The organism is Mesorhizobium sp. M0019 (assembly GCF_040323975.1).
Taxonomy (GTDB): Bacteria; Pseudomonadota; Alphaproteobacteria; order Rhizobiales; family Rhizobiaceae; genus Mesorhizobium.
The window spans coordinates 23,395-40,213 of the sequence record NZ_JAMYVK010000061.1; the positions used below are offsets into that span (position 1 = coordinate 23,395).

A 16,819-nucleotide genomic window follows, 5' to 3' on the forward strand; every position below is an offset into this window, starting at 1 on the left:
GATGACCGCTTCATCCGCAAACCCTTTGCGCAATCTTCCGTCGGTCGACCAAGTGCTGAGGACCCCGCTGGCGGCGGCCGCAATCGAGTGCTTCGGACGGCAGGCCGCGACGGAGGCCATTCGCCGAGCCGTCGCCGATGCACGAATGGCCTCCCGCAATGCCGGAGCCGTCGTGCCGGAGGCAAACGATCTTGCCGGCCACGCGCTCGTGCAGCTCAGGGACGGCGAACGCTCTTCCCTGCGCCCCGTTTTCAACCTGACCGGAACGGTGCTGCATACCAATCTCGGACGAGCCCTCCTCGCGAAAGAGGCGGTCGAGGCTGTTCGGCTGGCGATGCGCGAAGCGGTGGCTCTCGAATTCGATGTCGAGAAAGGCGAGCGCGGCGAACGGGACGATCATCTTCGATCGCTCGTTTGCGAGCTGACCGGAGCCGAGGATGCAACCGTCGTCAACAACAACGCGGCTGCCGTCCTTCTCGTGCTCAACACGCTGGCGCTCGGTCGCGAAGCGATCGTTTCGCGAGGCGAGTTGATCGAGATCGGCGGCTCTTTCCGGATGCCCGAGATCATGACGCGCGCCGGCGCCAGGCTTGTCGAGGTCGGCACCACTAACCGCACGCATCGCAAAGACTATGTCGCGGCGATCGGCCCGGAGACCGGGCTCATCCTCAAGGTGCACACGTCGAACTACCGGGTCGAAGGATTCACGGCCGAGATCCGGGCACCCGAGCTCGCTTCAATCGCCAAGGCGCATGGGGTACCGCTGGTCCATGATCTCGGCTCGGGCACGCTGGTCGATCTAGCCCGCTACGGCCTTGGGCGCGAGCCGACCGTGCGCGAGGCGGTCGCCGACGGCGCCGATCTCGTCACATTCTCCGGCGACAAGCTGCTTGGCGGCCCGCAGGCGGGGTTCATCGTCGGCCGCAAGGACCTGCTCGCAGCGATCAGCCGCAACCCGATGAAGCGGGCGCTCAGGGTCGACAAGCTTCGTCTGGCCGCGCTCGAGGCGACGTTGAAGCTCTACCGCGACCCCGACCGCCTGGCCGAGCGCCTGCCGACGCTAAGGCTGCTCTCGCGCTCGGTGAGGGAGATTGTAGCGCAGGCAAAGCGCCTTGCTCCCCTGGTTGCTGACGCCGTGGGCGAAGCCTTTGCGGTCGACACGGTGGAGTGCCGGAGCCAAGTCGGATCCGGCGCGCTGCCGCTCGAAACTGTGCCAAGCGCCGGGCTTGCTCTCAAGCCGCGCTCAGGGAGCGGCCGGGCGCTCGAAGCGCTTGCGGCTGCGCTGCGTGGGCTGGGCGTCCCCGTGATCGGGCGCATCGAAAACCAGGCGCTCGTGCTCGATTTCCGCTGCCTGGAAGACGAGGCGAACTTCATCGCCCATCTAGCCGGCTTAAATCTGGGAGGAACCGATGCGCTGGCTTGACCGCCTTGCGCGCCGCCCAGCCGAGACGCCTGTGGCCGCACGCATGACCGAGGCCCTCGAAGCCGCGCGGCGAGGCGATCATGCCGTGGCTCTCTCCATATGGGAGCCGCTGGCCCACCAGGGCGTTGCCCGCGCTCAGAACAATATCGGCGCCTGCTTCGCCGAAGGGCTCGGCGTCGAGCGTGATGCGGATATGGCCTTTCGCTGGCTGGCGCTCGCCGCCGAGGCAGGAGATCCTGTCGGGCAAAGGAACCTGGCGTCGCTCTATTTCCGCGGCGAAGGCGTTCAGCAGGACTTTCGCCGGGCGGCCGAGCTCTATCGGGCTGCAGCGGAAACTGGCGACGGACCGGCGCAGGATATGCTGAGCTGGATGCTGCTGGAGGGCGAAGTGATGGCTCCCGATGCCGGCGAGGCGCGACGCTGGGCGCTTGCCGCGGCCGATCAGGGCATCGCATCCGCTATGACCCGGATCGGCATGCTTTATCACAATGCGCTCGGCGTGCCGCGCGATCCGGACGAGGCTGTCCGCTGGTGGCGCCGTGCTGCCATGCGAGGAGACGCCGAAGGGCAGGCAATGCTCGGCGCCGCCTGCCATCTTGGTACGGGCGTGCCGGCTGACGCGGTCGAGGCGCTGGTTTGGCTCCTGCGTGCCGAGGCAGGCGGCAGCGCCCTTGCCCGCCGCTATCTGGCTGCGGTGCGGGCCGAATTGAGCGCGGGCGATGCCGCCGAGGCCGAGCGTCGCGCCGCCGCGCCGTTGCCGGAGACCGCATCATGATCGTCGGCACGGCGGGACATGTCGATCATGGCAAAACTGCGCTGGTGCATGCGCTGACCGGTATAAACACCGATCGTTTGCAGGAGGAAAAGACACGCGGCATGACCATCGATCTCGGCTTCGCCTATTTGCCGGTGCCGGGTGGGGATAGCATCGGTTTCGTCGATGTTCCCGGGCACGAGCGTTTCGTACACACGATGCTCGCCGGCGCCAGCGGCATCGACTTCGTGTTGCTCGTGGTGGCCGCCGACGACGGCCTCATGCCGCAAACCCGGGAGCATCTCGCCATCGTCGATCTGCTCGGTGTCAAGCGCGGCGCCGTCCTGCTCACGAAATGCGATCTGGCCGGTCCCGAGCGCCGCACCGCGGTGGCGAGCGATATTCGCTCGGTGCTTGCCGGGACGATGCTTGCCGAGGCCCACCTGATTCCCGTCTCGGTCGTTACAGGCGAAGGTATCGATGAACTCAGGTATCTCTTGTTCGAGGAGGCGTCGCATCTTGCCCGGCGTGCAGTTTCGGGCCGTTTTCGATTAGCGGTGGACCGCTCTTTCACGCTGCGCGGCGTGGGCACCGTCGTGACGGGCACCGTGCTTTCGGGTTCTCTCGGTATTGGGGACAACGTGGTCGTAAGCCCGTCGGGATTGCTTGCGCGGGTTCGATCGATCCACGCCCAGAACCGGCCGACTGAACGTGGTCGGGCGGGAGACCGTTGCGCGCTCAATCTGACCGGCGAAAGGGTTTTCAAGGAGGCGATCCGGCGCGGCGACGTAATTGTCGATCCGAAGCTTCACGCGCCGTCGGACCGGATCGATGCAAGCCTTCGCGTTCTGCCGGGTGAACGCAAGCCGATCGGCCAATGGTTTCCGGTGCGGCTCCACCATGCCGCGACGGAGGTCGGCGCACGCATTGTACTCCTCGGAGACGAACCGATCGGGCCTGGCGGCACGGCCAATGTTCAATTGGTGCTGGACAGTCCGATCGCGGCCGCTGCCGGCGACGTTTACGTGGTGCGCGACACCTCCGCGCAGCGAACCATCGGCGGCGGACATTTTCTCGATCTGCGGGCGCCCAGCCGCAAACGCCGCGCGCCGGAACGGCTGGTCCAACTCGATGCCCATGCGCTATTGGCGCCCGAACTGGCCGCCGCCGCACTCCTTGATGCGCCGCCCCACTATTTCGACCTGAAGGCTTTCGCCCGCGACAGGGCGCTTAGTGACTGCGAGACGGAAGGCCTGATCGATCAACTCGGGCTTGTCCGTTTTGCCGTCGGAGAAATGCTCCTCGTGCTGTCGCCGGAGCGCTGGTTGCGATTCAAGCGCGACTTGACCGCGACCCTGGAGACCTTCCATGCCGACAATCCGGATTTGCCGGGCGTAGGAATGGAGAGACTGCGTATTGGGCTTGATCCACGTCTGCCGGCGCCCGCTTTCACGGCAGTTCTGCGGAGCCTTTCGCACGCTGGAGAAGTTGCCTTGGACGGCGCCTGGGTGCGGCTGCCCGGTCATGAGGCGCACCTGGCGGCAAAGGATGAAACTTTCTGGCTGCAGATCCAGCCTCTCATCGGCGGACCCGAACGGTTCCATCCGCCGAGAGTGTGGGATATTGCCGAGGTGCTGGCCGTGCCGGAGACAGAAATCCGGCGGCTTCTGAAGCTTGCCGGCCGCATGGGAAAGGTCCATGAGGTCGCTCATGACCACTTCTTCCAGCGCGAGGCGTTGGCGCAGATCGTGGAGATCGCGCGCGACCTCGCTGCGTCGATGCCCACAGAGCAGTTCACCGCTGCTCAATTTCGCGATCGCGTGGGCAGCGGACGCAAGGTCGCCATCCATATCCTCGAATTTCTCGATCGGCACGGCGTGACGCTGCGGCGGGGAGACTTGCGCCGTCTGAACAGGCGCAGGCTGGACCTGTTCCGCCTGACAGGCGAGGGTGAGCCGCCGATGGCGCAAATTTCTGGAGGAGCATCGTCCCCGGTGGGGCGTCCGGACTTCAAATCCGGGAGGGGCCGCGAGTCGGTCTCTGGTGGGTTCGACTCCCACTCTCTTCCGCCATCCTAGTGAGCCAAGATGAACCCGACGGCTTCCTTTCTGAATGACCTGAAAACGACGGCTGAGACCGCCAGGACAACCGAGGCAAGCTTCAGGCGACAAGCGGCCAATCAGATCGCGGTTCTGGAACAGGAGCGCGCTTTCGCCTTCAGGCGGCTCAACCTCATGCAGGCGATCTCGGACGCCGTGGCCTCAGCCGAAAGTGAGGAGATCGCCGTGGCCAGCGCTTTGGCCGTCCTGCGCTTGCGGCTCGGCTGGAATGCGGACAGCGAGGCGCGCACGGAAGCGATCACGCATTTTGGCCCCGTTGCGCTTGCGTTGTTCCAGGCTGCGAAGCTGCCCGAGGACGAACCCGCCACCAATATCGGCGAGGCCCTTGCGATTTTTGAGCATTGGTACTCCGAATCCCGGGGATCGTCGTTCTGGTTGCTATTCGAGCACCAGATCGTGGACACGCCGCTGGTCGACTTTTGACCGCCGGACTTTTCGGCATACCCGGATGTGAAAGCAGAGAGCGCAACGTCGCTTTATTACCGACGACACGATGCGGTAACCGGCGCCTCGGTCACCGCCGCAAGCAGCTGCTTTGGGGGCGGACGCCGGAAGCCGTTCACTCCCATGACATAGGAGCCATATCGCATCATCGACAAGGCGCGCGAGCAAGGCATCAACTTCATTGACACCGCCGACGTCTACCACAACGGCAAGTCCGAGGAAGTCGTCGGTCGCGGCATCAAGGCGACGCGCGATCATTGGGTCGTGGCGACCAAGTTCGTCAACTCGCATGACAAGGGGCCTAATCTCGGCGGCCATTCGCGCAAATGGGTGATCCAGACGGTCGAGAACAGCCTGCGGCGCCTGGGAACAGACTATATCGACCTGTTCTACTTCCACCGCGCCGTCTTCGATGCGCCGCTGGAGGAGCCGGTGCGGGCGATCGCCGACCTGATTCGCCAGGGCAAGCTGCGCTATTTCGGCGTGTCCAACTTTCGTGGGTGGCGCATCGCCGAAGTCGCGCATCTGGCCGATGAACTCGGCATCGACTGGCCGGTGGCCAGCCAGCCGCTCTATAACATCGTCAACCGCACCGCCGAGGCCGAACAGCTGCCGGCGGCCGCCTATTACGGGCTTGGCGTCGTCTCCTACAGCCCGCTGGCGCGCGGCGTGCTGACCGGCAAATACGAGCCGAACCAGGCGCCTGCCGCCGACACGCGGGCCGGCCGTGGCGACAAGCGCATCGCCGAGACCGAGTGGCGCCCTGAATCGATCGAGATCGCCAGGCAGATCGCGGCGCACGCAAAGTCACGCGGCGTCTCGGCCGCCGATTTCGCGCTGGCCTGGGTGTTGAACAACCGGCTGATCACGGCGGCGATCGCCGGCCCGCGCACCGAGGAACAGTGGGACAGCTATGCGAAGGCATTGGACTTCAGGCTGAGCGCCGAGGACGAGGCCTTTGTCGACCGCCTCGTCACTGCCGGTCATGCCTCAACGCATGGGTTCAATGATCCGAGCCATCCGGTCGAAGGCCGCGTGCCGCGTTCGGAGCCGGCCGTGCCGATCCCGCTGACACGGCCTCTGCGCGCCGCCTGACGGTCGCCGACGAAATGGCGGGGCCGGCGCCCCGCCCGCGTTTCCAATTGCTTTGGACAGATGAGAGAGCCCATGAATTTCCACGTCGAACGGCTGCGCCAGAACATCGTCGTGCTTTCGGGCAACACCCACAGGCCGTCGAAGTCGCGGACGCTGGCGCATCATCTCGGCGAGGCGCTGCGCGAAAGATTGTCTGTCACGGTAAATTTCCTCGATCTTGTCGATGCCGGCCGTGGTCTGGGTGCTGCGTTTACTCGAAAGGAATTGACGCCGGAGGCGCTGAATGTGGTAACCGCGGTCGAACAGGCCGACGCGCTGATCGTCACGACGCCGGTCTACAACGGCTCCTATGCTGGCCTGTTCAAGCATCTGTTCGACCTCATCGATCCACCGGCGCTCGTCGACCGGCCGGTCCTGATCGGCGCGACGGGTGGTGGCCAGCGCCACGCGCTGGTGGTCGAGCATCAGCTTCGCCCGCTGTTGGCTTTTACTCCGCCCTGACGGTGCCGAGCGCCGTCTATGGCAGTGACAGCGACTTTTCCGACGGGAAGCTCACGGACCCGCAGGTTCTGGCGCGGGCCGGGCAGGCGGTGGACCAGTTCGCCACCCTGGTTTCGGCACGGCAGCCGAAGCGCCAACAGGTCAGTCTGGCCTCAGCCTAAGGGGCAGCGAGTCGTAGACGTCCCTGGTCCTTAGGTTCGCCAGACCATACGAGAGAATGCGAAGGAAATGGGTTGGCGAACCCTCCGCTAACGTATTGATTTCCCAATAGGGAACGTTGACCCTGCAGGTCGAAGGGTCGCATTTGTTCGCCATGGCATCGTTCGCGCGTTGGAAGCGATGTTAGCATGCGGGCGAGGCATGATGAAAAAGGGGGAGGTCTCATGAGTTTCGATGATATCGATCTCAATTTGCTGAGAGTGTTCGACGTGATGATGCGTGAAAGGAACGTAACGCGCGCAGCTGCCGAATTGGGAAGAACACAATCAGCTGTAAGTCATTCCCTATCAAAACTTCGGTATTTATTGCAGGACGAATTGTTCACGAGAGACGGGGGCGAAATGCGACCAACCCCTCGGGCAGTGGAGTTGCTGTCAGATATTTCTGCTGCGCTGGCTACGATCCGCGCGTCGATCGACCGGCATCAGATCTTCAATCCAGCAACGACGCGACGCAACTTTCGCGTGGGACTCACTGACTATCACGCCATGATATTCATCCCAGGGCTCATTCGAGAATTTTCGAGGCAAGCGCCTGGCGCGACGCTGAACGTCATTCCCGCAAACGGACCCGAAATCGGTTCATCGGTCTATTTGAGACAAGTCGACTGTGCACTGACGGGAGCGGCAATAGGCGACGACCCAGGTCTCTTGAAGGTGGAGCTTGGCCAGGATCGATTGTTTTGCGCGGTGTGGAGCGGAAGCAAGATCGCCAGGAACGCAATGACACTGGAAACATATTTGGCCAGTTCTCACCTGCAGATTTCCGCAGATGGTCTGGCAGAAGGCCTCGCGGATGCCGCCCTCAAGCAGCATGGTCTCCGGCGCAATGTCGTTGCGACCATCTCGAATTATCTGGTGCTGCCCTGGGCGCTTCGCGGCACTGAACTGATTACTCATTGCGGCGATGCAATCCTGCAAATGCTGGACGAGAGGAGTGAGGTGACGTTGGTCCCGCCGCCCCTTCCCGTATCGAATGTGAATGCCTGGCTCATTGTTCACCGCCAGATGGCGAATGACCCGGGTACCAAATGGCTCCGGGAAATAATCATGAGCATCTACAACGAGTCGCGGACCGAGAGAGACCAAGGGTCAACCGTCGGAGCACCGGGGTTGGCTGCACCATAGGTCGCGCGCGCCGTTGCTCATTCGATTAGCCCGCCCCAAGCAAACTAGCCCGATCAGCACTCAAGCTCCCTTTCACCCGAGAGCGAGTGCCTCCTCAATTATGAATGACGCTCATTTTCGCAATGAGAACAGTCAATTTGACGAATAGTCATACTTGAGGCCACATTCCCTTCAACAAAAACAGGGGAATACCGAAATGAGATCGATGTTCAAGGGCTTTCTTGCCCTCGCTATCGTGTGCACTGCCTCCTCGGCGTGGTCCGCAACCCTCGACAATGTCAAAAAGAATGGAGTGCTCACATGCGGCACGAACTCGGCGACGGCGGGCTTCAGCCTTCCCGACAATGAAGGCAAATGGACCGGATTTGTGGTCGACTATTGTCGCGCCGTGGCCGCTGCCGTGCTCGGGGATGCGCAAAAGGTTAAGTTCATCCCATTGACGCCAAAAGATCGCTTCACCGCCTTGCAGTCGGGGGAGATCGACATTCTTGCACACAACGCAACATGGACATCGTCGCGCGATACGTCTCTCGGCATACTTTTTGCGGGGACGTACTTCTATGACGGTCAGGGATTTATGGTGCGCAAGGCGGACAACATCACATCAGCCAAGGGGCTCGAGGGCGCATCGATTTGCGTCACCCAGGGCACCACGACCGAGTTGAACCTTGCCGACTATTTTCGCTCGCAGTCGATCAAGTACACCACGGTTGGTTTCGCCGACGAGGAAGCTGTCGTGAAGGCTTACGAGGAGGGGCGTTGTGACGTCCTGTCGGCGGACACCTCTACCTTGAACGCATCGCGGCTTCGCATGGCCAAGCCGGACGACAGCATCGTTCTTCCCGAACTGATCTCCAAGGAGCCGCTTGGCCCGGCAGTGCGGCAGGGAGACGACCAGTGGTTCAATGTGGCGAAGTGGACGCTTTACGTCATGGTGGCCTCCGAAGAATACGGGGTCACCTCCAAAAACGTCGATGCGATGAAATCGTCGGATAATCCCAGCATCCGCCGTTTGCTCGGCGTTGAAGGTACCATAGGCAAAGACATCGGGCTCGCCGACAACTGGCCGGTCGAGGTGATCAAGCAGGTTGGCAACTATGGTGAAGTCTTCGATCGCAACATCGGCAAGGATTCACCGCTGAAAATGGAACGCGGCATGAACGCGCTCTGGAACAAAGGCGGCGTTCAGTACGCTCCGCCGATTCGCTAGGCAAAGCATGGTTGCAAGGCGCTGGCGCGTTACCGCCAGCGCCTTGCACAGATCCCAATAGGAACACGCCATGTCCGATTTGTCGCTTCCAGCGCCCTCGCGCAGGAGCCTATCGCTGCACGATACGAAAGTGCGCGGCGTTTTCTACCAGCTCTTGCTCGCAGGTTGCCTGTTGGCTTTGGCCCTGGGCATCGGCATGCAGACCGCATCGAATATGCGGGTCCGGGGGATTCCGCTCTCATTCGATTTTTGGGGTGAGGCTGCCGGCTTCGACATCAATCAAACCCTGATACCGTACGATGCACTATCCACCTACGGTCAGGCGTTCTGGGTGGGAGTGGTCAATACCCTCTACGTCAGCTTCCTCGCAATCTTGCTGGCCACCTTGCTTGGCTTCGTCATCGGCGTTGCCCGCCTCTCGCCGAACTGGATCGTTTCGAAGGTGGCGACCGCCTATGTCGAGCTTGTGCGCAATGTCCCGTTATTGCTGCAGCTGCTGTTCTGGTACAACGCCGTCCTCAAGCCGTTGCCTTCCCCGAAGGCGTCCATCGCCATCCCCGGCGGCATCTACCTAAACAATCGCGGTCTCATCATTCCGGAGATCCAGTTGCATCCGGGAGCGGGGCTGGTGGGTCTGGCATTCGTGGCGGCCATTTCCTGCTGTGTTGCATTCTGGTTTCGCGCCAGGAGCGTCCAGAGACGGACAGGCAAGCAGTTGCCGGTGCTTTTGGTCAGTCTGGCGACCTTGATAGGATTTCCGCTGATCGTGTTCCTGGTGGCTGGCGAGCCGGTCTCGTTTGTCGCGCCGCAGCTGCGCGGCTTCAATTTTCAAGGCGGGCATCAGCTCTATCCAGAGTTTGCCGCTCTCCTGATCGCTCTGTCGGTCTACACCGGATCATACATTGCCGAGATCGTCCGAGGTGGCATCCAGGCAGTGCCAAAGGGCCAGACCGAGGCGGCCTATGCGCTGGGGCTGGCGCCGGGCAAGACGCTTCGCCTTGTCGTTGTTCCGCAGGCGCTGCGTATTATCATCCCGCCTTTGACGAGCCAGTATCTCAATCTCATCAAGAACTCGTCGCTTGCGGTGTTCATCGGCTATCCCGACCTCGTTCAGATCTTTGCCGGGACGGTACTCAACCAGACCGGCGCCGCCGTCCAGGTCATGGCGATCACCTTGTCCGTCTATCTCGTTATCTCCCTTGCCACGTCGTTGGCCATGAACGCGTGTAACCGACATTTTGCGATCGTCGAGAGGTGACGCATGAGCGATCAGTCCATGCATTCGCCAGTTGTCAGCAGCGCGCTCATACCAGCGATGGCGCCCCCCGCTGACGTTTGGCCGGGTCCAGTGACCTGGATGAAAAAGAATCTGTTTTCGACGCCTTCTTCAGGCGCCCTGACAATATGCTTTATCCTCCTCGCCGTGTGGCTGCTGCATCACTTTCTGAGCTTTGCGATCTTCGACGCGGTATGGAGCGGCGGCCGCGAAGCTTGCCGCACGAACAGCCAAGGAGCTTGCTGGCCTTTCATTGCCGAGAAGTTCGACTACCTGCGATACGGCGCGTACCCGGTTTCCGAGCGGTGGCGCGTGGACCTCACGCAGGCGATCGGCGCCATCCTGATCGTTTGGCTCCTGTGGACGAAGGCTCCGCGGCGCAAAGTGGCGGCGTTGCTATTCTTCCTTGTCTACCCCGTTGCTGCGTTCGTTCTCGTGCGCGGGGTCGCCTGGCTCCATTTGTCTGTCATCGATACGACGCTCTGGGGCGGTCTCCTGATCACGCTGCTGATGTCGATTGTGGGCATCGTCTTCTCGCTTCCGATCGGGGTTATCCTGGCGCTTGGACGCAGGTCCGAACTCCCTTTCGTCAAGGCGGTTTGCGTCACATTCATCGAAGTCGTCCGGGGGGTGCCGTTTATCACGGTATTGTTCATGGCGAACTTCATGATGCCGCTCTTCGTCCCGGACTATCTGACGCCTGATCGTCTCCTGCGCCCGCTCATGGCGATAGCGCTGTTCTCGTCCGCCTATATGGCCGAAGTTGTGAGGGCCGGCCTTCAGGCGATCCCGAAGGGCCAATACGAGGCGGCGAAGGCGCTTGGGATCAGCTACTTCGACATAATGCGCCTGATCGTCCTCCCCCAGGCGTTGACGATCGTCATACCGAGCATCGTCTCCACCTTCATCGGTCTGTTCAAAGACACGACTCTGGTCGCCATCGTCGGCATCGCGGATTTCCTGAGGGCCGTCGAAACGGCGCGCGTCGATCCGAACTGGGCAGGCCCGACGATCTCATCAACCGGCTACCTCTTTGCGGGACTGGTCTACTGGGGCTTTTGCTTCGGCATGTCCCGTTACTCGCAATCGATGGAGCGCCAATTGGCGCGCGGCCACAAATCTTAGGACGGGACGATGATGCCACAAGCAATGTACGCATCGACGAAGGGACAGCCCTTCAACAAGGCGATGGCCATTGAACTGCGTAACGTCAACAAATGGTTCGGTTCATACCATGCGCTCAGGAACATCAACCTGTCGGTGCCACAGGGGCAGCGCATTGTGATCTGCGGCCCCTCGGGGTCGGGCAAATCGACGATGATCCGGTGCGTCAACCATCTCGAGGAGCATCAGTCGGGCGAGATCATCGTCGACGGCAAAGCGGTAACCGGGGATCTGCGCAAGATCGACGAAGTTCGCAGCAACGTCGGGATGGTTTTCCAGCACTTCAATCTGTTTCCCCATCTTACGGTGCTTGAGAATTGCACCCTTGCGCCGGTGTGGGTGAGAAACATGCCGCGGATGGCGGCCGAGGAATTGGCGCGCCACTATCTGGAGCGAGTCAAAATTGCGGAGAAGGCGGACAGCTACCCAGGGCAGCTGTCAGGCGGCCAGCAGCAACGCGCCGCGATAGCCCGGGCTCTCTGCATGAACCCAAAGATCGTGCTCTTCGACGAGCCAACCTCTGCCCTCGATCCGGAGATGGTCAAGGAAGTGCTGGACACCATGGTGTCGCTCGCCAGCGAGGGCATGACGATGCTGTGCGTGACGCATGAGATGGGCTTCGCGCGGGAGGTGGCCGATCGCGTGGTGTTCATGGACCGCGGGAAGATCGTCGAGACCAACACGCCCCATCAGTTCTTCACCAACTCTAGGTCGGAACGGGCGCGGCAGTTTCTGGCGCAAATCCTCAAGTAGGGCCGTCCGCAGAGGCAAAGCGGCCGTGGCCGTGGCAATAGATTTTTTCAGGTGATTATCACATGGCTTGTGCAGACACGCCCGCATCGGCAGTTGGGCAACGAAATATTCCGAGAATAGATTTCGACCAAATCCACGACCGCCAGCAATTCGGATCCGTGAAATGGGCCAACCAGTGGGACGAGTTCTCTCCTCAGGTCGAAGGCCAGGACCTGCTGTCCCTATGGACGGCGGATATGGATTTCCGTGCCCCGGAAACCGTCATCGCGCGGCTGCGCGAGGCCGCGGACCATGGCATCTACGGCTACACACGACGCGATCCGCGCCACTATGAGATCGTGCAATCGTGGTTCACACGCCGGCACAATTGGTCACCGAAACTGGAGACCCTGCTTCCCGCGCCGGCGATCATGCCGTCTGTGGCTGCGATATTGCGAACCTTCACGAAGCCCGGTGACGGCGTCATTGTGCAGCCGCCCGTGTACTCGCCCTATTTCGAAGTGGTCCAGGGAAACGGGCGGGCTCTGCTCACGAACCAGCTGAGGCTGCAGAACAACAGGTATGAGCTCGATCTGGAAGACTTCGAGAAACTGGCGGCCGGCGGCGCCAAGGTGTTCCTGCTGTGCAATCCTCACAACCCTGCCGGAATGGCCTGGACACGAGAAGAATTGGCGGCGCTGAACGACATTTGTGAGCGCCATGGGATTTTGGTCATATCCGACGACATTCACTGCGACATAAGGTTGTCGGACCGCCCGCACATCGTCTTCTCCTCCATCTCGGACGATGCCGCGGAGAAGTCGTTCGTCTGCACCGCTCCGACGAAGACTTTCAACCTCGCCGGGGTGCCTTCGGCAACCATTGCGGTGGCGAGCAAAAAGCGCCGCGAGCAGCTTCTTGCCGCGATGCAGGCCTCATTCATGGTGAATGCAAACTTTTTCGGCCGCCTGGCCCTGGAGGTTGCCTACAGCACCGGCGCGCCCTGGCTCGATCAACTCACACCCTACATCGCCAGCAACATTGATCTGGTTTGTGACTTCGCCGGCGAATACCTTCCAGGCATTACGCCCATGCGGCCCGACGCATCGTTTCTGGTGTGGTTGGACGCGTGCGCGCTCGATCGTAGAGTGGGTGGAATTCAGAAGTTCTTTGTCGATCAGGCCGGGGTCAATCTGTATGACGGCCGCGTCTATGGGCCTGGCGGCGAAGGTTTCATCCGCCTGAATGTCGGCTGCCCGCGTCCTCTGCTGCGCCGAGGGCTGGAGCGGATGTCCAGCGCGCTGGTATCCTTGTGACTGAGCGGAACCAAGCCAGGATGCCCCGAATGCGAATTGCCATCATCAATCCCAACACGACCGCTTCGATGACCAGGGGGATCGTCGCAGCCGCCATGGCGGTGGCAGGCCCGGGGACGAGATAGTGGGCATGCATGCCAACGGCTGGACCTGAAGCGATCGAAGGGCCATTTGACGGTGCACTCTCCGTACCGGGCCTGCTCAAGCAGGTGGTCGCGGCGGAAATGGACAATGTCGACGCCCATATCATTGCCTGCTTAGACGATACGGGTCTCGACGCGGCAAGGGCCATCGCTACCAAGCCCGTCATCGCTACAGGCAAGGCTTCGCTTCATCCGTCAGCCTTGTCGCTCACAGCTTCTGTGTCGTGACCACTCTGTCGCGTTCCGCGCCCTGATTGAAGACAACATTCGCCGTTACGGGTTCTCCCATCGCTTCCGGCGCGTGCTTGCCTCATCGTTGCAGGCGCACGTGGCGGCGCCTGCTCATTCGGCTGGGCCTGCGCCGACATCGAGGATGAAGGCGAGGACCGCAGCGGCTGGCTGGAGCGCTTCGCTTCCGGGCGGGCGTTCGACGCCGCGGCGCGCCAGATCGGGCTGGCCAATGGCGGCAGGCTGGTCGAGGCGGCCCGGGGTGGCAAGACGGCCGCCCTTGACGTCTTGGAGCTGCCGGCGCGCCGGCTGGGCACTGCCTTGGCGGGTGCGGTCGCGCTGCTTGACACCCAGGCGGTCCTGATTTCCGGCGGGCTTGCCGATGCGCTGGACGTGGTCGGGCCGCCGCTGCTTGCGGCATTGCGGCGTCAGCTGCCGCCGCATCTGCGCGATGTCGTGCTGCGGTCCGGCGAATTCGGCTCCCGCGCCGGTCTCGTCGGCGCCTCGCTGGCCGGTCTCGCCGGAGCACAGTGGAGGCAGATTAGATGAGCCAAGCGAGCTTTCAGCAACCCGACCGCCGAAGGCCCGAGCCGCTCTGGTATCAGGTGGAGGAGGCCATCCGCGCCATCGTCAAGAGCGGCGAGTGGGCGACCGGCGACCAGATTCCGGCCGAAGACAGATTGTGCGCCTTGTTCGGGGTGAGCCGCATCACGCTGCGCCACGCCTTACGCAATCTTGAGGAGCACGGACTGCTCAGGCGCAAACATGGCCGTGGCACCTTCGTGCGCTCCACCACGCTGGTCGCCGGCACCCGCGAACTCACCAGCTTCACGCAGGAAATGGGCAATATGGGCGTGGTCGCCGGCTCGCGCTTGCTCGACTGCAGCCTGACCACCGCCAATGCCGCTGCGGCCGGAGCGCTGGAGATCGAGGAGGGCAACCCGGTGGTGCGCATCCGGCGGCTCAGGCTCGGCAACAACGAACCGATCGGTATTCAGACTGCGCAACTCTCGGCCGCGCGCGTGCCCGGCTTTCTCGACGCCGGCCTGTTGCAGGGCTCGCTCTACGAAGCGCTGGAAGGCCATTTCGGTATCGTGCCGGTCGCGGCACGCGAAAACTACCGTGTTGGCGCGGTCGGGGCGGCGGATGCCGAGTTGCTCGATCTGCCTGCGGGGAGCCCCGCTTTCGTGGTCGAGCGCATCACCACCGACGAGCGTGGCCCATTCGAATTCACCGTCTCGGTCATGCGTGGCGACCGCTACGAAATCGGCTCGACGCTGCGTGCCGGTCGCGCCGCGCCAACCGCAAGAACCTGAGCCATTACCGAAGCCGACACATAACAGGAGTACCGACGTGTCCGATCTTTACATACCCCGCCTTGCCGCCCTCATCGAACAGGCCTCGAAAGCCAATGCCGAAGCCTTTGGCGAGGCGGCCAGCCGCTTTGCCGACACGCTCGAGAGCGGCGGGTTGGTTCATCTTTACGGCTCGGGCCACTCGGTGTTGCCGGTCCAGGAAGTGTTTCCGCGCTACGGCAGCTATGTCGGCTTCAATCCGCTGACCGACCCGCGTGTCATGTGGCATAACGTGCTCGGCGCCGGCGGCGTGCGCGAACTTCTGTGGCTGGAGCGGACCGAGAAATACGCCGAGAAATTCCTCGACCACCAGCCGCTGAACAAAGGCGATTCGATCATCATCTTTGGCCACAGCGGCCGCAATTCGTCCGGCATCGACACCGCGCTTTATGCGAAAAAACGCGGCATCTTCGTCGTTGCGATAACTAGCAAGAACAATCTCGACAAGCCGGCGACGCACTCTTCCGGCAAACGGCTTGCCGATGCCGCCGACCTTGTCATCGACACCTGCTCGCCGATCGAGGATGCCATCGTGCCGGTCGAGGGCTGGAGCCGGCCGGTCTCCGGTTCGTCGACCGTGCTTGCCATGATCCTGGCGCATGAGCTGATCGCCCGCACCGCCGAGGCGCTTTCGAAACGCGGCATCGAACTGCCGGTTTTTGCCTCGCCGACAATTGCCGGCGTCACACTGCACGACACCGACGTCATCTATGGCGTCTATCGCGAGAAAATGCTCGAGGCACAGAAGAAGCACCTGCCGACCTTCCAGGCGACCATGCGCGGCGAATGACAACCGGGGAGGGCACGCAAAACGCTAGGACGTAGACTCATCACCGCGTAGCCAGATGCGAGTTGAGACGAGTTTCAGGGCAGCAAGGTAGTTTTCTGCCAGCTTGTCATATCGAGTTGCGATGCGACGGAACTGCTTGGCCTTGTTGAAGAAGCGTTCGACGAGGTTGCGGGCCTTGTAGAGGAAGGGCTGAAGCACATCTGGTCCTTGCGGTTGGCCTTGGGCGGAATGTTGGCCCATGCCTTTTGCTCGGTGACGGCATTGCGCAAGGCGTTGGCATCATAGCCGTTGTCGGCGAGCAGCATGGCACCCTCGGGCAAATCCTTGATCAAGTCCGCTGCGTAGGCGATGTCACTCATTTGACCTGCCGTGAGCGTCAGCTTGATCGGCCTGCCTTCGGCGTCGACAAGAGCATGGATTTTGGTCGTCAGCCCGCCTCGGGAACGACCGAGACAATAATCTCGATCCCCCTTTTTGCTGTCGCGCCTTGCTGATGGACGCGAACAATGGAGGTATGATCATCTGCACCGTTGCATCATAGGCTTTGGTGATGCCATGCATGAGGCGGTCCTACACACCTGCTTTCCGCCATCGAACGAAGCGATTGTAGCAGGTGGTGCGTGGGCCGTATCGCCCCCTGGCAGATCGCGGCATGGCGCACCCGATCGCAGCACCCAGAAGATGCCGTCTGCCGCTGTGCCTGGACGGTGATCGTGCCGAAGAAAACCAGTGCTGCAGCGAACGTTCCTCGTAATATTGCGTTTAACCATGAAAGACGACGATTCGGCCAAAGCATGCAAAAGGGCCCATCGGCTCCCGCGCCGCGATGCAAGGCCAGGAAAGCCTTACGCCAGATCAGTTTGTGAAAAGTCATTGCCCTTGTAAAGCAGGGCAAGCCGGTGAGCCTTCGCGCAAGCATAGG

The 16,819-nt window shown here is 62.0% G+C and carries 15 protein-coding genes, 1 tRNA gene and 3 pseudogenes; 17 read left to right on the forward strand and 2 right to left on the reverse strand.

The genetic code is table 11. The features are described 5' to 3' along the window. The first annotated feature begins 1 nt into the window (after nucleotide 1). From selA to NKK47_RS30405, 17 genes and pseudogenes are all read left to right on the forward strand, one after another. Entirely contained in the window at nucleotides 2–1,423 is a 1,422-nt protein-coding gene (selA, locus tag NKK47_RS30325; RefSeq protein ID WP_352579371.1) for an L-seryl-tRNA(Sec) selenium transferase, read from the forward strand. Then, nucleotides 1,410–2,198: a tetratricopeptide repeat protein gene (locus NKK47_RS30330; protein WP_023678709.1), complete on the forward strand. Its 789-nt coding sequence runs from the start codon at nucleotides 1,410–1,412 to the stop codon at nucleotides 2,196–2,198. Before selA ends, NKK47_RS30330 begins: the two co-directional genes overlap by 14 nt. Beyond that, nucleotides 2,195–4,030: pseudogene (selB, locus tag NKK47_RS30335) on the forward strand (selenocysteine-specific translation elongation factor); the annotation flags it as partial. The gene NKK47_RS30330 and the pseudogene selB, both read left to right, overlap by 4 nt. Nucleotides 4,031–4,153: 123 nt before the next feature. Further along, a tRNA-Sec gene (locus tag NKK47_RS30340) sits at nucleotides 4,154–4,249 on the forward strand. A 15-nt stretch (nucleotides 4,250–4,264) separates the two neighbouring features. Next, nucleotides 4,265–4,720, forward strand: coding sequence for a hypothetical protein (locus NKK47_RS30345; RefSeq protein ID WP_352579372.1), 456 nt, complete (start codon nucleotides 4,265–4,267; stop codon nucleotides 4,718–4,720). Between the two features lie 159 nt (nucleotides 4,721–4,879). After that, nucleotides 4,880–5,836, forward strand: a pseudogene (locus tag NKK47_RS30350) (aldo/keto reductase); the annotation flags it as partial. Between the two features lie 72 nt (nucleotides 5,837–5,908). Beyond that, the gene (locus tag NKK47_RS30355) at nucleotides 5,909–6,337 is read left to right on the forward strand and encodes an NAD(P)H-dependent oxidoreductase (RefSeq protein WP_352579373.1); all 429 of its coding nucleotides are present in this window, start codon (nucleotides 5,909–5,911) and stop codon (nucleotides 6,335–6,337) included. A 383-nt stretch (nucleotides 6,338–6,720) separates the two neighbouring features. Continuing rightward, nucleotides 6,721–7,683, forward strand: coding sequence for a LysR family transcriptional regulator (locus tag NKK47_RS30360; RefSeq protein WP_352579374.1), 963 nt, complete (start codon nucleotides 6,721–6,723; stop codon nucleotides 7,681–7,683). Nucleotides 7,684–7,879: 196 nt separating this feature from the next. After that, nucleotides 7,880–8,893: an amino acid ABC transporter substrate-binding protein gene (locus NKK47_RS30365; protein ID WP_352579375.1), complete on the forward strand. Its 1,014-nt coding sequence runs from the start codon at nucleotides 7,880–7,882 to the stop codon at nucleotides 8,891–8,893. Between the two features lie 130 nt (nucleotides 8,894–9,023). Beyond that, entirely contained in the window at nucleotides 9,024–10,151 is a 1,128-nt protein-coding gene (locus tag NKK47_RS30370; RefSeq protein ID WP_352579376.1) for an amino acid ABC transporter permease, read from the forward strand. Between the two features lie 3 nt (nucleotides 10,152–10,154). After that, nucleotides 10,155–11,294: an amino acid ABC transporter permease gene (locus NKK47_RS30375; protein ID WP_352579377.1), complete on the forward strand. Its 1,140-nt coding sequence runs from the start codon at nucleotides 10,155–10,157 to the stop codon at nucleotides 11,292–11,294. A gap of 24 nt (nucleotides 11,295–11,318) precedes the next feature. Further along, nucleotides 11,319–12,086, forward strand: a complete 768-nt coding sequence (locus tag NKK47_RS30380) for an amino acid ABC transporter ATP-binding protein (RefSeq protein ID WP_352579383.1) — start codon at nucleotides 11,319–11,321, stop codon at nucleotides 12,084–12,086. A 62-nt stretch (nucleotides 12,087–12,148) separates the two neighbouring features. After that, the gene (locus NKK47_RS30385; RefSeq protein ID WP_352579378.1) at nucleotides 12,149–13,381 is read left to right on the forward strand and encodes a MalY/PatB family protein; all 1,233 of its coding nucleotides are present in this window, start codon (nucleotides 12,149–12,151) and stop codon (nucleotides 13,379–13,381) included. Nucleotides 13,382–13,515: 134 nt separating this feature from the next. Continuing rightward, nucleotides 13,516–13,752 carry an aspartate/glutamate racemase family protein gene (locus NKK47_RS30390; protein WP_352579379.1) on the forward strand — a complete coding sequence of 79 codons (237 nt, stop codon included), beginning with the start codon at nucleotides 13,516–13,518 and terminating at the stop codon, nucleotides 13,750–13,752. 219 nt (nucleotides 13,753–13,971) lie between these two features. Then, entirely contained in the window at nucleotides 13,972–14,301 is a 330-nt protein-coding gene (locus NKK47_RS30395) for an ROK family protein (RefSeq protein WP_502905088.1), read from the forward strand. After that, nucleotides 14,298–15,068 carry a GntR family transcriptional regulator gene (locus NKK47_RS30400; protein ID WP_352579380.1) on the forward strand — a complete coding sequence of 257 codons (771 nt, stop codon included), beginning with the start codon at nucleotides 14,298–14,300 and terminating at the stop codon, nucleotides 15,066–15,068. The genes NKK47_RS30395 and NKK47_RS30400 overlap by 4 nt, the downstream gene beginning before the upstream one ends. Nucleotides 15,069–15,105: 37 nt before the next feature. Then, nucleotides 15,106–15,897, forward strand: coding sequence for a sugar isomerase domain-containing protein (locus NKK47_RS30405; protein ID WP_023722251.1), 792 nt, complete (start codon nucleotides 15,106–15,108; stop codon nucleotides 15,895–15,897). Nucleotides 15,898–15,921: 24 nt separating this feature from the next. Here NKK47_RS30405 and NKK47_RS30410 read toward each other — a convergent pair whose 3' ends face one another. Both NKK47_RS30410 and NKK47_RS30415 read right to left on the reverse strand, forming a co-directional pair. Continuing rightward, nucleotides 15,922–16,137 carry a transposase gene (locus NKK47_RS30410; RefSeq protein ID WP_352579381.1) on the reverse strand — a complete coding sequence of 72 codons (216 nt, stop codon included), beginning with the start codon at nucleotides 16,135–16,137 and terminating at the stop codon, nucleotides 15,922–15,924. A gap of 20 nt (nucleotides 16,138–16,157) precedes the next feature. After that, nucleotides 16,158–16,328 (reverse strand): annotated as a pseudogene (locus NKK47_RS30415) (transposase); the annotation flags it as partial. Nucleotides 16,329–16,819 lie beyond the last annotated feature (491 nt).